At 73.4% G+C, this 14,510-nt stretch carries 8 protein-coding genes and 2 pseudogenes; 8 read left to right on the forward strand and 2 right to left on the reverse strand.

The window, feature by feature from the left end; translation table 11 throughout:
• Positions 1–50: 50 nt before the first annotated feature.
• The 7 genes and pseudogenes from ACIOFR_RS32035 to xdhC all read left to right on the forward strand — a co-directional run bounded on the left by ACIOFR_RS32035 (position 51) and on the right by xdhC (position 7,212).
• Positions 51–698 carry a DedA family protein gene (locus ACIOFR_RS32035; RefSeq protein WP_401002745.1) on the forward strand — a complete coding sequence of 216 codons (648 nt, stop codon included), beginning with the start codon at positions 51–53 and terminating at the stop codon, positions 696–698.
• On the forward strand, positions 695–1,312 hold the full coding sequence (locus tag ACIOFR_RS32040) for a phosphatase PAP2 family protein (RefSeq protein WP_401002746.1): 618 nt from the start codon (positions 695–697) through the stop codon (positions 1,310–1,312). Before ACIOFR_RS32035 ends, ACIOFR_RS32040 begins: the two co-directional genes overlap by 4 nt.
• A gap of 235 nt (positions 1,313–1,547) precedes the next feature.
• A pseudogene (locus ACIOFR_RS32045) lies at positions 1,548–1,673 on the forward strand (deferrochelatase/peroxidase EfeB); the annotation flags it as partial.
• Positions 1,674–1,684: 11 nt separating this feature from the next.
• Positions 1,685–1,858, forward strand: a pseudogene (locus ACIOFR_RS32050) (winged helix-turn-helix domain-containing protein); the annotation flags it as partial.
• A 566-nt stretch (positions 1,859–2,424) separates the two neighbouring features.
• Positions 2,425–3,933, forward strand: a complete 1,509-nt coding sequence (locus ACIOFR_RS32055; protein ID WP_401002747.1) for a xanthine dehydrogenase small subunit — start codon at positions 2,425–2,427, stop codon at positions 3,931–3,933.
• Positions 3,930–6,401 (forward strand): xanthine dehydrogenase molybdopterin binding subunit, encoded by a 2,472-nt coding sequence (gene xdhB / locus ACIOFR_RS32060; RefSeq protein ID WP_401002748.1) that lies wholly within the window; start codon positions 3,930–3,932, stop codon positions 6,399–6,401. Before ACIOFR_RS32055 ends, xdhB begins: the two co-directional genes overlap by 4 nt.
• Before the next feature lies 1 nt (position 6,402).
• Positions 6,403–7,212, forward strand: a complete 810-nt coding sequence (gene xdhC, locus ACIOFR_RS32065) for a xanthine dehydrogenase accessory protein XdhC (protein WP_401002749.1) — start codon at positions 6,403–6,405, stop codon at positions 7,210–7,212.
• Between the two features lie 116 nt (positions 7,213–7,328).
• On the opposite strand, the gene ACIOFR_RS32070 is transcribed toward xdhC, so the two are convergent.
• Entirely contained in the window at positions 7,329–9,065 is a 1,737-nt protein-coding gene (locus tag ACIOFR_RS32070) for an amidase (RefSeq protein ID WP_401002750.1), read from the reverse strand.
• A gap of 142 nt (positions 9,066–9,207) precedes the next feature.
• Here ACIOFR_RS32070 and ACIOFR_RS32075 point away from each other — a divergent pair, with 142 nt between their 5' ends.
• Positions 9,208–9,852: a TetR/AcrR family transcriptional regulator gene (locus ACIOFR_RS32075; protein WP_401002751.1), complete on the forward strand. Its 645-nt coding sequence runs from the start codon at positions 9,208–9,210 to the stop codon at positions 9,850–9,852.
• Between the two features lie 119 nt (positions 9,853–9,971).
• Here ACIOFR_RS32075 and ACIOFR_RS32080 read toward each other — a convergent pair whose 3' ends face one another.
• Positions 9,972–14,321 carry a LamG-like jellyroll fold domain-containing protein gene (locus ACIOFR_RS32080; RefSeq protein ID WP_401002752.1) on the reverse strand — a complete coding sequence of 1,450 codons (4,350 nt, stop codon included), beginning with the start codon at positions 14,319–14,321 and terminating at the stop codon, positions 9,972–9,974.
• Between the last annotated feature and the right edge of the window lie 189 nt (positions 14,322–14,510).

The following is a 14,510-nucleotide window of genomic DNA, read 5'->3' on the forward strand; positions in this document are numbered from 1 at the left end:
ACGGGCCGGGCGCCGCCGACCGGCCGCCCCCTTCGGAAAGGCACCGAACGATGCTCTCCTCCTCCGCCCTGCTGGCCGTCAACCCGCTGGATGCGGGCTCACTGCTGGCCGCGTTCGGCGCACTGGGCATCGCCGTGATCATGTTCGCGGAGACCGGCCTGCTCGTCGGCTTCTTCCTGCCCGGCGACTCGCTGCTGTTCACCGCCGGCCTGCTGTGCACCACCGGTGCCCACAGCGGCCCCCACCTGAACCTCGGCCAGGTCCTCGCCGCCGCCGCGGTCGGCGCCCTCGCCGGCGCTCAGACCGGTTTCCTCATCGGCCGCCGCGGCGGCCGCTCCCTGCTCGCCCGCTCCCGCAACAAGCACCTGCACGAAGGCGCGGTGCGCGCCGAGGAGATCCTCACCCGCTACGGCCACGGCAAGGCCGTCGTCCTCGCCCGCTTCGTCCCCGTGGTGCGCACCGTCCTCAACCCGCTGGCCGGCGCACTCGGCGTCAACACCCGCACCTTCACCCTCTGGCAGGTCGTCGGCGGCCTGGTGTGGACGGTCGGCCTGGTCACGGCCGGGTACGCGCTCGGCTCCTCGATCCCGAACGTCGACCGCTACCTGCTGCCGATCGTCGCCGGCGTGGTCGCGGTGTCGCTGCTGCCGCTGGTCCTGGAGGTGCTGCGCTCCCGTCGCCAGGCCAAGGCCCGATGAGCGGGCCCGCGAGCACGCTCGCCCTCGACGGCCGCGGAATCGACGGCGACCTGTACCGGAGCGTCGACCAGTGGGCCCAGCACCTGCCCGCACCGGTGCAGCACACCGTCGCCGGCTTCTCCGCGTACGGCCTGGCGCTGGTCGCCGTGCTGATGCTCCTGGCCTGGTGGCACGCCCGGCGCGCCGACAGTGCGACGGTGGCCCGGGCACTGGCCGCGCCGCTGGTGGTCGTCGTCGCCTTCGTGGCCGACACGCTCCTCAAGTCCGTGCTGCGCGAGCCCCGCCCGTGCCAGGTGCTGGACGCCGGGCGGACTCTCGAAGCGTGTCCCGCCGCCGGGGACTGGTCGCTGCCCAGTAACCACACCGTCATCGTCTTCGCCGCGGCGGCCGTGCTGTGGCAGGTCGACCGTCGCCTCGGCGCGCTCGCCCTGCTGCTGGCCGTCGCGATGGGCGTCTCGCGGGTCCTGGTCGGCGTCCACTACCCGCACGACGTCGCCCTCGGCGCCGCGGTCGGCACCGCCGCCGGGTACGGCCTGGGCCTGCTCGCCGGCCGCGTCGCGCCGCGGGTCGACCGGGCCCGCGCAGGGAAGCTGCGCCGATGGCTGACCGCATGACCGTACGACGGTCGGCGTCCTGGATCGCGGTCTGTCCGGTGCGGGTGACCACGACCGACAGCACCTGCGAGCTCTCGAAGACCTCCTTCCCGACCGGGCACGTCGAGATCGCCATCCAGAACGAGGGCTCCAAGGTCACCGAGGTCTACGTCTACGGCGGCGGAGGCAGGATCATCACCGAGCGGGAGAACATCGGCCCCGGCAGCACAGGGCCACCATCAACGCGGAGATCAAGGCCGGCACCGACGACGCCGACCTCGCCGAGCACGTGTGGGTGGGCGCCGGCGACGGCCCCGAGTGGATGACCGGAGGCTCGTACCTGGTCGCCCGCCGGATCCGGATGACCATCGAGTCCTGGGACGGACGCCGGCGCCGCGCTGGAAGATCCTCGCCGAGGCGTGGCAGGACAGCTACGGCAGCGCCGAGACCATCGACGTCCACCTTTCCTGGCTGCGCCGCAAGCTCGGCGAGACCCCCGCCCCCGGCTACCTCCACACCGTCCGCGGCGTCGGCTTCCGCTTCGAAGCCCCCGCCGACCTCCACTGACTCCCCGGTCGACCGAACCTCCCACCAGGCGAACGCAGTTGAGCCCGACCGGCCCCCCTCCGGGCGAGCGCCGAGCGCTCGGAGCCGCGTCCGACCCGCCTGCCCCGGGCCGCCACCACGGGGCGCGCCGGACCGGCGACCGGGGCCGTGCGGGGCCCGGGTCGGCCGCTTGACCGCGGTGGCCGCGCCCAGTACCTTCGCTGGACCGACCCATGAGGACCGACAGGAGGCGACCGGAGGATGTACACCTGCTCCGATCTCGGCCGCCTCGCCCGCTGCACCGTCTGGGTTCCGGGTCGGATCGCGCACGGCTGCTAGGCCTCGGCCCTGTCCGACGATGCGCGCCGTGCGCGCGACGCCGGTCGTCGTCCCCCGGCCCGCGGCCCGGGGAGTGGCGCGTCCGGGCGGCGCGCATCGTCGGACAGACCCCGGAGCACCGTTCTGATGTGTCCGCTCGTTGGTGTGTGACGGGGTTTCCCGTCCCGTCCGTCGGCACGTCGCCGTGGTGCGTCGATCGCGCCCGTGGGCCGCCCTCGGCGCCTCCGAGTACAGAAAGTTGCCTGACATTGGCACAGCAGCATGAGGTGACCGGTCGCGCCGGAGAACGCGAGCCGGTCCCGGTACCGGCGCGGATCACGGTCAACGGCAGGCAGACACCGATCTCGCCCGCCCCGTCGCACACCACCGTGCTGGAGTTCCTGCGCGAGCGCGGACTGACCGGCGCCAAGGAGGGGTGCGCCGAGGGCGAGTGCGGAGCCTGTGCGGTCCTGGTGGCCCGTCCCGGGGTGGCCAGCCCCACCGACTGGGTGGCGGTCAACGCCTGCCTGCTGCCGGTCGCCGCGCTCGACGGCCAGGAGATCGTCACCTCCGAAGGGCTCGCGGTCGCCGGGGAGCCCGGTACGCCGCCCGTCCTGCACCCGGTGCAGCAGGAGATGGCGGCCCGGGGCGGCTCCCAATGCGGCTACTGCACACCGGGATTCGTCTGCAGCATGGCCGCCGAGTACTACCGGCCCGACCGCCGCGCACCCGAGCCGCCGTCCGCCTGCGCCGAGCACGGCCCGAACGGGTTCGACCTGCACGCGCTGAGCGGGAACCTGTGCCGGTGCACGGGCTACCGCCCGATCCGTGATGCCGCGTTCGCGGTGGGCACGCCCGCCGACGACGACCCGCTGGCCCGGCGCCGCGCACAGGCCCCGCCCGCGCCCGTCGCGTCCGAGTACGTCCGGGACGGGGGCTCGTTCCTGCGCAGGAGCACCCTGGACGGGACGTTGCGCCTGCTGCGCGAGCGGCCCGAGGCGGTCGTGGTCGCCGGATCCACCGACTGGGGTGTCGAGGTGAACATCCGGTCCCGGCGGGCGGACTGCGTGGTGGCCGTCGACCGGCTGCCCGAACTGCGTGAACTGCGCGTCGAGTCCGACCGCATCGAGATCGGGGCGGCGCTGACCCTCACCGAGATCGAACGACGGCTGGACGGGCGCGTTCCCCTGCTGGCGGAGCTGTTCCCGCAGTTCGCGTCCCGGCTCGTCCGCAACAGCGCCACCCTCGGCGGCAACCTGGGGACCGGTTCCCCGATCGGCGACAGCCCTCCGGTGCTCCTCGCGCTGGAGGCGTCCGTGCTGCTCGCCGACGCCGACGGTGAGCGCGAGGTCCCGCTGGCGGACTACTTCACCGGCTACCGGCAGAGCGTGCGCCGCCCCGGCGAGCTGATCCGCGCGGTACGCGTCCCGCTGCCGATGGCACCGGTCACGGCCTTCCACAAGATCGCCAAGCGGCGCTTCGACGACATCTCCAGCGTGGCGGTCGCCTTCGCCCTCGACATCGCGGACGGGACCGTCCGCCGGGCCCGCATCGGTCTGGGCGGCGTCGCCGCCACCCCGGTCCGCGCCCGCGCCACCGAGGCGGCCCTGGAGGGGCAGCCGTGGTCGGTGCGGACCGTGGAGGCCGCCGCCCGGGTGCTGAGCGGGGAGGGCACACCCATGGACGACCACCGCGCCAGCGCCGGGTACCGCTCCGCGATGCTCGGCCAGAGCCTGCTGAGACTGTACGCACGGACCACCGGGGAGGTGTCGTCATGAGTTCGCTGTCCGAACGCCCGGCGAAGGGCGTGGTCGGTGTCCCCGTCCCGCACGAGAGCGCCGCCCTGCACGTCACGGGCGCCGCCCTCTACACGGACGACCTGGTCCACCGCACCAAGGACGTGCTGCACGCCCACCCCGTCCAGGCCGCCACGGCCCGCGGCAGGATCGTCGCGCTGCGCACCGGGCCCGCGCTCGCCGTCCCCGGGGTCGTCCGCGTGCTGACCGCCGCCGACGTGCCCGGCGTCAACGACGCGGGGATGAAGCACGACGAGCCGCTCTTCCCCGACGAGGTGATGTTCCACGGCCACGCGGTCGCCTGGGTGCTCGCCGAGACCCTGGAGGCCGCCCGACTCGGCGCGGCGGCCGTCGAGGTGGAACTCGACGAACGGCCCTCCCTGATCACGCTGCGGGAGGCGATCGAGGCCGGCAGCTTCCACGGCGCCCGGCCCGTGATGGAGAGCGGCGACGTCGAGGCGGGTTTCGCCGAGTCCGCCCACGTCTTCACCGGGGAGCTCCAGTTCTCCGACCAGGAGCACTTCTACCTCGAAACGCACGCCGCGCTGGCCTACGTCGACGAGGCGGAGCAGATGTTCGTGCAGAGCAGCACCCAACACCCCTCCGAGACCCAGGAGATCGTCGCGCACGTACTCGGCCTGCACAGCCACGAGGTGACCGTGCAGTGCCTGCGGATGGGCGGCGGGTTCGGCGGCAAGGAGATGCAGCCGCACGGGTTCGCGGCGATCGCGGCGCTCGGCGCCAGGCTCACCGGCCGGCCGGTGCGGGTACGGCTCAACCGGACCCAGGACCTGACCATGTCCGGCAAGCGGCACGGGTTCCACGCGGCCTGGAGGATCGGGTTCGACGCCGACGGCCGCATCCGGGCCCTCGACGCCACCCTGACCGCCGACGGCGGCTGGAGCCTGGACCTGTCCGAGCCGGTGGTCGCCCGCGCGCTGTGCCACATCGACAACACCTACTGGATCCCCAACGCGCGCGTCACCGGTCGGGTGGCCAGGACCAACAAGGTCTCCAACACGGCGTTCCGCGGCTTCGGCGGCCCGCAGGGCATGCTGGTGATCGAGGACATCATGGGCCGCTGCGCGCCCCTGCTCGGCCTGGACCCGATGGACCTGCGCGAGCGCAACTTCTACCGGAAGGGCCAGTCGACCCCGTACGGGCAGCCGGTCGTGCACCCCGAACGCATCACCGCGGTCTGGCGGCAGGTCCAGGAGAACGCCGGCACCGCCGGCCGCCGCCGGGAGATCGCCGCCTTCAACGCCGCACACCCGCACACCAAGCGCGCGCTGGCGGTCACCGCCCTCAAGTTCGGCATCTCGTTCAACCTCACCGCCTTCAACCAGGGCGGTGCGCTGGTGCTCGTCTACAAGGACGGCTCGGTCCTGATCAACCACGGCGGCACCGAGATGGGCCAGGGCCTGCACACCAAGATGCTGCAGGTGGCCGCGACCACCCTGGGCATCGCGCTGCACAAGGTGCGGCTGGCCCCGACCCGGACCGACAAGGTCCCCAACACCTCCGCCACGGCGGCCAGCGCCGGTACGGACCTCAACGGTGCGGCCGTGAAGGACGCCTGCGAGCAACTGCGCGAGCGGCTGCTGCGGGTGGCCGCCACCCGGCTCGGCGTCAGCGCCTCGGACGTGCGCATCGTCGAGGGCGTCGCCCGGGCCCTGGGCGGCGGGGACGAGCTGGCCTGGGACGACCTGGTGCGCACCGCGTACCTCCAGCGGGTCCAGCTGTCGGCGGCCGGCTTCTACCGGACCGAGGGCCTGCACTGGGACGCGGTGTCGTTCCGGGGCTCGCCGTTCAAGTACTTCGCCCACGGGGCCGCCGCGACCGAGGTGGAGGTGGACGGCTTCACCGGCGCGTACCGCATCCGACGGGTGGACATCGTGCACGACGTCGGCGACAGCCTGTCCCCGATGATCGACATCGGCCAGGTCGAGGGCGGGTTCGTCCAGGGCGCGGGCTGGCTGACGCTGGAGGACCTGCGCTGGGACCACGGCGACGGGCCGCACCGGGGCCGGCTGCTGACCCAGGCCGCGAGCACCTACAAGCTGCCGAGCTTCTCGGAGATGCCCGAGGAGTTCCACGTCACCCTGCTGGAGAACGCCTCCGAGGAAGGCGCGGTGTACGGGTCGAAGGCGGTCGGGGAACCTCCGGTGATGCTGGCGTTCTCGGTCAGAGAGGCGTTGCGGCAGGCCGCCGCCGCGTTCGGGCCGGACGGGGCGGCCGTCGAGCTCGCCTCGCCCGCGACGCCGGAGGCGGTGTACTGGGCGATCGAGGCGGCCCGCCGGGGCGGTGCCGTTCGCGACGGCCGCCGCCCCGCCGGGGCGGTGGAGGACGGACCGGTCGAGGACGGGGCGGTCGGCGGCGGGGCGGCCGGCGGGGCGCACCTCGCCGGCGCCGCCGCGCAGGCCGGTGCCCACGCCCCGGCCGGTGCCTGACATGACGTGGTTCGCCGCGGTGGCGAGGCTGCGGAGCCGCCGGGAACCCGGCGTTCTGGTGACGGTCGCGACCGCGCGCGGCCACGCCCCGCGCGAAGCCGGTGCGAAGCTCGTCGTGGGGGAGAACGCGACCTGGGGATCGATCGGCGGTGGCAACGTGGAGGCGGTCGCGATCGACCGGGCCAGGGAGCTGATCGCGGCGGCCCGACCCGGGCCCGAGCTGATCGACTTCGCCCTGAACGACAAGGCGGTCAACCGGCACGGCGTCCAGTGCTGCGGCGGCACGGTCTCGGTCCTGCTCGATCCGCTGCCGGTGGTGCCGGCGGTGGCGATCTTCGGGGTCGGTCACGTCGGGCTGGAACTGGCGCGCGTACTCGCCCGTCAGGACCTCGACCTCCACCTGATCGACACCCGCCCCGACGTCCTCACCGAGGAGCGGCTCGACGTCCTGGCCGACTCGGTGGCGCAGGTACGGGTGCACCACCCCCTGCTGCTCCCGGAGGCGGTGCTGGAGGAGCTGCCGCCCGGCACCCACGTCCTGATCATGACTCATGACCACGCCGAGGACGCGGCGCTGTGCGACGCCGCCCTGCGCACGCCCCGGCTCGGATCCGTCGGGCTGATCGGGTCGGCCGCCAAGTGGGCGCGGTTCCGCAGGCGCCTCGCCGCGGAGGGCGGCCACGACGAGGCCGCCATCGACCGGATCAGGACACCGATCGGGCTGGCGGGTCTCACCGGCAAGGAACCGGCCACGATCGCCGTGAGCGTGGCCGCCGAGTTGCTGCGGACCTTCGAGGCCGAGGAGGGGTGAATCCCCGGGGTGCCCGGCGGTACCGGCCCGGGCGCCACCCCGCCGTTCCCCGACCGGGCGCCGAGCCGCCGGGTGCCCCCGCACGACCGCGCGCGGCGTGCGGGGGCACCGTCACGTCACCGCGCCGGCAGCCTCGGGGTGCGCGGCGGTGCCGTGCGCCGGCTGCCCGTCGCCTCGAAGGCCGCGCCGAGGGTCAGCAGGGCGTTGTCGTCGTAGGCGCGGCCGGCGAAGGTCAGCCCGACGGGCATGCCGGTGTCCGCCATGGTGCCCATGGGCACGGTCACCGTCGGGATACCGAGGTGGCGGGGGACCAGGTTGCCGTTCGCGACCCAGACGCCGTTGCGCCAGCCGAGGTCGGCGGACGCCTCGGAGACGTCCATGTCCGCCGGTCCCACGTCGGCGACCGCGGGGAACACCACCGCGTCCAGGCGCAGTTCGTCCATCCACAGCTCCAGGTCGACCCGGCGGGTCTCCTCCAGCCCGCGCAGCCCCTCTTCGAGGTGCGGCATTTCGGTGAAGGACGGGTACGGGCGCTCGCGCACGAGGCGCGGGTAGTCGCCGATCGTGTCGTCGAATCCGGTGTAGCGGTCGGGGAGTTCGCCCTGCTGCATGGGCCAGATGCGGTCGCCGTCGACCTCGGCCAGGGTGGCGAGCGCCGGGTCGCCGTTGGCGCGCAGGAAGTCGTCCCACGCCCAGGCGGACAGGTCCTCGATCTCGACGGTGAGGAAGTCGCGGCCGACCAGGCCTCGGGTGAACAGCGAGGGCGCGTCGGGGCGGTCGGACTCGTAGTTCGACACGACGGGGAAGTCGACCTCGACCACCTCGGCGCCGGCGGCCTCCAGGTCGCGGCGGGCGGCTTCCCACAGGGCGATCACCGAGGGGCGGGTGTCGATCCGCCGGCCGGTCTGGCCGCCGATGCCGCCGTCGGGGTTGGTCCCGGCGTCGGGGTCGGCGTTGATGTACATCCTGGGTACGCCGACGCGCTTGCCGGCGAGCGCCGCGCGGGCCGTCGGGGCGTCGGCGGGCGCGAGTGCCGGGTACGAGGCGGGGCGCACCTGCGACGGTGCGGGGAGCGGCACCCACGGCTGTGCGCGCCACAGGTCGCCGCGGGTGTCCGGGTCGTCGGCCACGACGACGTCGAGCAGTTCGAGCAGGTCGGCCATGGTGCGGGTGTGCGGGACGACGACGTCCATGGTCGGTACGAGCGGCCAGTTGCCGCGCACCGAGATCACGCCGCGGCTGGGGGTGTAGGCGCACAGCGCGTTGTTCGACGCGGGGGCCCGGCCCGACGACCAGGTCTCCTCGCCGAGGCCGAACGCGCCGAACGACGCGGCGGTCGCGGTGCCCGAGCCGTTGGAGGAGCCGGAGCCGTACGCGCTGGTGAGCCAGTCGGCGCTGTACGGGCTCTCCGCGCGGCCGTACACGCCGCGCTGCATGCCGCCGTTGGCCATCGGCGGCATGTTGGTCAGTCCGATGAGGACGGCTCCGCCCGCGCGCAGCCGCTCGACGGCGAAGGCGTCGTGCTGGGCGACGAGGTGCTCGAAGGCGGGGGAGCCGGCCGCGGCGGTCAGTCCCTTCGCGAGGTAGCTGTCCTTCGCGGTGTAGGGAATGCCGTCCAGTGGGCCGAGCGTCTCGCCGCGCGCGCGGCGTGCGTCGGAGGCCTCCGCTTCGGCGCGGGCGTCCGGGTTCATCACCACCATCGCGTTGAGCGCGGTGGCGGTACCGGGCCGGTCGTACGCGTCGATCCGCGCGAGGTAGGCGTCGAGCAGCCCGACCGCGGTGGTCTCGCCCTTCTCCAGCGCCGCGCGCAGGTCGGCGATGCCGGTCTCCACGACGTCGAATCCGCGCGTCATACGGGTGCCTCCTGGGTGGTCGGGTCGGACCGGCGAACCGCTGGGCGTCGAACCGATCGCGCGCGGCTGCCGTGTCCCCGGTGCACTGACTAGATTTTCAGTCTAGACTACAGATCTAGATCCCCGGAATCGAGATGAGCCCATGCCGACGCCAGAGTCCGAGCCCACGTCTCGGGCCCCGTTCGACAGGAAGCGCCAGCCCAGCGGCGACGAGGCGCGGGGCCGGGCGATGCGGGCCGCGATCAGCGCCATCGCCGAGAAGGGCACCGCGGCCGTGCGGATGTCGGACATCGCCGAGCGGGCCGGCATGAGCACCGGGCACATCCTGTACCACTTCGGCAGGAAGGACCGCCTCCTGCTCGAAGTCCTCGTCTGGAGCGAGGCGGACCTCGGCGACCGGTTCCAGCGGGCCGCGGACGAGGCCGCGTCCCCCGCCGAGAAGCTGGCGCTGTTCGTCCGCTTCTACCTGCCCCGCCACGAGGGCGACGAACGCTACGCGCTGTGGACACAGGTGCTGGCCCAGCGCCACGACGACGCCGGCCGGCGACTCCTCACCGAGCTGTCCGACGCCTGGGAGGAGCGTCTGGAAGCCGTCCTCCGTGAGGGACAGGCGCTGGGACACTTCGCCGAGGTGGACCCTTCCGAGTTCGTCATCAGGGCCGTGGCCATGCTCAACGGGCTCTCCGGAGACGTGATGTTCGGCCGGTCGCGCTGGCAGCACGCCTCCGCGCACGCGTTCGCCCTGTCCGCCCTCGAACGCGAACTGCGGCCGACCGGTCAGGCCTGACGACGCGCCCTGACGCCGTTCGGACCGGGCCCGGGGAGCCTCGACCGCTCCGGAACGCCGAACGGCCCGTCCACCCCCGGCAGGGGTGGACGGGCCGCTTCGGTCGACCGGCTCCGGCCTCAGCTCAGCCGGGTCGGGACCGGCCGCTTCCCGTCGAGCGAGGCGACCCCGATCGGGGTGAGGGCCTCGGGGAAGAGCTGGACGTCGGCGATCTGGCCGGCCGCGTACTCGCCGTAGCCGCCCTTGTAGAGGCGGCGGCCGAGCTGGAGCGGGCCGGTGGCGTTCCACGCGGTGCCCGCGTAGTCGGCGGCGCCGGCGGACTCGCCGTCGACGTACAGGCGCAGGTCGGCGGAGTCCGCGTCGTAGACGCCCACCAGGTGGTACCAGGTGTTGGTCTTCGGAGCGGACGCGCCGGTGGTGGGCCCGTAGGCGCTGCTGAAGGCGCCGGTGGTGTCGTCGGCATGGGCGTGGCCGAACGCGAACGCGTGGGCCCCGCTGGAGTAGTACAGCTGGAGGGCGTTGGCGTTGGTGCCGGACTGCGAGACGAAGGTGGAGTTGTCGGTGAGGCTGGTGAGCTTCACCCAGGCCGACACCGTGTAGCTCCGGCTGGTGTCCAGCGCCGGGCCTGCGGTCGCGGCGTACGCGGTGGAGCCGTTGAGGGTCAGCGCCCCGCCGCGGGCAGGGTCGGCCCCGACCTTGGCGCCGCCGTTGAGGGTCAGCTCACCGGTGGGGCGGATGCCGTCCGCGGTGCTGTCCAGCTTCCACCAGGCCGACGGCTGGCGGACGTTGCCGATGCTGACCGGTGCGCCGAACTGGGCGAGGCCGCCGGCCGGCGCCGCACCCGGGTACTCGGTCAGCCGGCCGGACCGGGAGCCGGCGTAGAGCGCCGGGAACCCGGTGCCCTGCACGTCGCCCGGGGAGGCGACGGCCGGGTTGTCCCGCTCGCCGACGCCGAGCGGCAGCACCTTCTGGGCGGCGGGCAGCACGTTTCCGCTGGTGGCGGCCCACTTCTGGTCGGGGATGTTCATGCAGTCCCAGATCACGACCGGGGTGCGCGGGTTGCGGTTGCTCGCCGGGTCGGCCAGGCAGCGGTCCGACTGCGGGTTCTTCAGCGTGCCCGGGTACGGGCCCGCGACCCACGCCTGGGCGCCGGTGCCGTTGCACTGGTACAGCTGCACCGGGGTGCCGTTGGCGGTGTTGCCCTTCTGGACGTCCAGGCACTTGCCGAGCACGTGGACGCTGCCGTCGGTGCCGAGCGCGAACTGCTGCGCGTCGGTGCCGTTGCAGGTGTACATCCACGCCACGGTGCCGTTGGCGGTGTTGCCGCCGGCGATGTCCAGGCAGAGGTTCTTGTCGGCGGTGTCCAGCACGCCGGAGACCAGCGGCGCGTGGGTCGGTGCGGCGATCCTCGTGGTCGGCACGCCGGCCGCGAAGGTCAGCGGGAAGCTGCTGACCGCGCCGGTGGAGTTGTCCCGGGCCCACAGGGTCGGCACGCCGCCCACCGTGCCGGGGGCGAGCAGGGTGGTGTCGGACCAGTCGCCGGTGCCGATCCGCACGCCGGCCCCGAGGTTGCAGCCGGCCAGGAACGTCCCCGGGAAGTACCAGAGTTCGCCCTTGTCGACGGTGATCAGGTCGGGTGCGTCGGCGAGCTGGGCGAGCTTGCCGGGGGCGAGGATCTGGGTGACGTTCTTCCAGGTGCCGTCCGATCCCCTGGCCGGGCAGGAGGCCGAGTTGCGGATCGGCACCACGTTCTGGGTGAGGGTGAAGCGGCCCGTCGTGCCGCCCGCCGTCACGGCGTCGTTCTGGTACAGGTACAGCTCGTGGGTCGACGTCGAGTAGGCGAACACGTCGTCCACGGTGGTGCCGGTGGCCGTCCCCCGGTGGGCGACCAGGTAGTTGTCCCACCCGGTCCCGTCCGGGCTCTGGGCCTTGGCGGAGGCGGTGACCGGCGGCGCGGCCGGGTCGGCGTCGCCCCGCACCAGGACGAGGTCGCCGTCGGTGGTCGGGGCGAGCAGGTCGGGCACCGCGTCACCGTCGACGTCGCCGGCGGTGACCTTGGTGGCCGGGTTCCAGGGCGCGAAGAAGCTGTACTGGCCCACGGTGCCCTGCGAGTTGCCGGCGTTGTCCACGGCCCGGACGAACAGGGTGTGCGCGCCCCACTGGGCGGCGCTCAGCACGATCGGGACCTCGGCGGTGGCGCTGCCGCCGGTGGTGGCCACGGCGTTGACCGACGTGGCGCCGTTGGCCGGGATGGTGGAGTCCAGCGAGTACTCGAAGCGGTCGACGCCGCTGCTGACGCAGCTGCCCCGGGTGCAGCCGGTGGGGGTCGGGTCGTTGGAGGTCACCGTGATCTTGACGCCGGTGTCACCGGCGTGGCCGGTGGGCGCCTTGTCGCCGCCGAGCGGCGGGAAGACCGGCGAGTCGGTGAAGGAGGGGATGGCGGGCGCGGCCAGGTCGACCTTGAAGTAGCAGTTGGCGGACCAGGCGCTCGCCAGGGTGCCGTCCTCGGCCTTGACGTGCCAGCCGTACTGGTGGCCGTCGGCGACCTTGAAGCCGATGTTGGGCCGGGCGGTGCCGCCGTCGCTGATCCAGCCGCTGACCGGGGCGCTCTTGTCGGTCGATCCGCCGTCGGCGGCCGCCGTCTTGGTGTCCCAGACCTCGTACCGGGCACGCAGGTTGACGCCGCTCATCTCGGTGTCGAGGTGGGCGTTGAGCGTGATGTCGGAGGCGTCCCCGGCCAGGCCGGACTGCCCGATCCAGCCGTCCGCCGCACCGCCGCAGCCGTTGCTGGCGGGGGCCCGGGTGGCCGGGGTGGTGCCCAGGTTGTCCGGCACCTCGGGGGCGATGTCGAACACCGTGGTCAGGTAGGGGTTGTTGGCGAAGCGGACGAAGTCGTTGTTGCTGCTCGACTTGGACTCGTTGCCCCAGAGCCCGAAGGTCCAGCTGTCCTTGACGCCGGAGAGCTTGCGGATCTGGCCGGTGACGTCGAAGTTGACGTCGTGGTTGCCGCACTTCTGGCTGATGTTGGAGCTCTTGACCTTCTGGGTGCCGCCGATGTAGCCGTCACCGGTGATGTCGGGCTGGTTGTTCCAGCTGGTGGAGCCGCCGATCGAGGTCACGGTCGCGAGCTTCACGCTGGTCTCGTTGTCGCAGTCGAACGAGGCCCCGTAGGTCGAGGTCAGGTGGACCACCGACTTGGAGATCACCATCTTCTTGTCGAGGCCGGCGATGTTCAGCTCGAAGTAGGCGCGGTTGAGGCCGAAGCAGTCCTGCCAGCGCTGGTAGCCGACGCCCTCGCCGTTGTCCTGCGCGTCGTCGTAGGGACTCTGGCTCGCGCAGCCCTCCTTGACGGTGACGTAGTGGCTCTTCTTGCTGGTGATCGGGCTGGTGAAGGGGTCGATGTACAGCGGCCAGACGGTACCGGGGCCGCCCAGCAGCCCGGCGTCCGGCACCAGGGTGAGGGTGTTGGCCTGGTGGGTCACGACGATCCGCTTCACCTGGGCCGAGCTGCCCGGCTGCTCGGCGGTGGAGACCGTGGCGGGGACGGTGCCGGTGGGGACGCCGTCGGTGGGGGCGCCGTCGGCGGGCGCCGCGGCCCGCGGTGCGGCCTTCGCGGCGGCCTTCGGAGCGGCGGCCTTCGGAGCCGTGGCGTTCGGGGCGGCGGCCGGTGATCCGGCGGCCGGTGAAGGTGCGGCGGCGGCCGTGGCCGAGTCCCACATCAGCGGGGTCGGCGAGCGGAAGACCGCGCTGCCGTCGGCGGCGGTGACCGCCACCCGGCCGTCCTGGTCGGCGCTGAGCGACAGGCCGTCGCTGACGGTGGTGGTCAGTCTGAGCGCGGCGAGCGCCGGGTCGGCCGCGGCCCTGGCGTCGTGGACGATCAGGACCTCGTGGAAGCCGCCCTGGTCGGTGCTGGTGACCTTGAGGTCGACGCCCGGCAGAACGCCGTTGTACTGCGCGGTGCTGCCGCTCACCACCGGTGCGGGGAGCGGGAAGGGGAGGGTGTAGGAGAGCCTGCGCCCGTCCGGGTCGGTGAGGGTGGCCAGCGGTCCGCCGCCGCCGCCGGAGAGGGCCAGCCCGGAGGGGGTGGCCGCGGGGGAGAGGGTGCCGTCGCCGTTCCTGGTGAGGGAGGCGTCGACGTCCTTCCAGTGCCCGTCCTTGCGCACCCGGGCGGGCTGCAGGTGCGTGGTGACGGTGAAGGTGCCGTCGGCGTTGGCGACGGTCTGCGCGGTCTCGGTGGTCAGGCTGTCGACGGTGACCGGTCCGCCGGTCCGTGCGGCCTCGGCCTTGGCGGCCGCCAGCGGCGAGTCGGCCGCCGGGGCCGCCGGGCCCGCGGATCCGGCGGGTGCCGGATCGTCCGCGAGCGCCGGCCCGGCGCTCGTGAGCAGCAGGCCGGTGATCGCCGCCGACAACGCCAGGCGGCGTGTCAGTGTGCGCGTCGGATTTCTCCGGGCGCGAAGGTGTTCCCCCATGGATCGCCCTTTCAGGGACCTCTGGCGGGCGAGCCCGGGCGCCGCTGTGTTTCTTCTCACAGGACGGCGTCCCCGCGGTCCCCCACCGCGTGTCGGAATTGCAGCCATTTACCAGCCCTGGTGGCGCTTGTGAAGGCTTTCCGGGGCTTGTGTGACGGATGAGGTCGGAGTGGCTGCTGGGGAAGGGTA

The organism is Kitasatospora sp. NPDC088346 (genome assembly GCF_044740765.1).
Taxonomy (GTDB): Bacteria; Actinomycetota; Actinomycetes; order Streptomycetales; family Streptomycetaceae; genus Kitasatospora.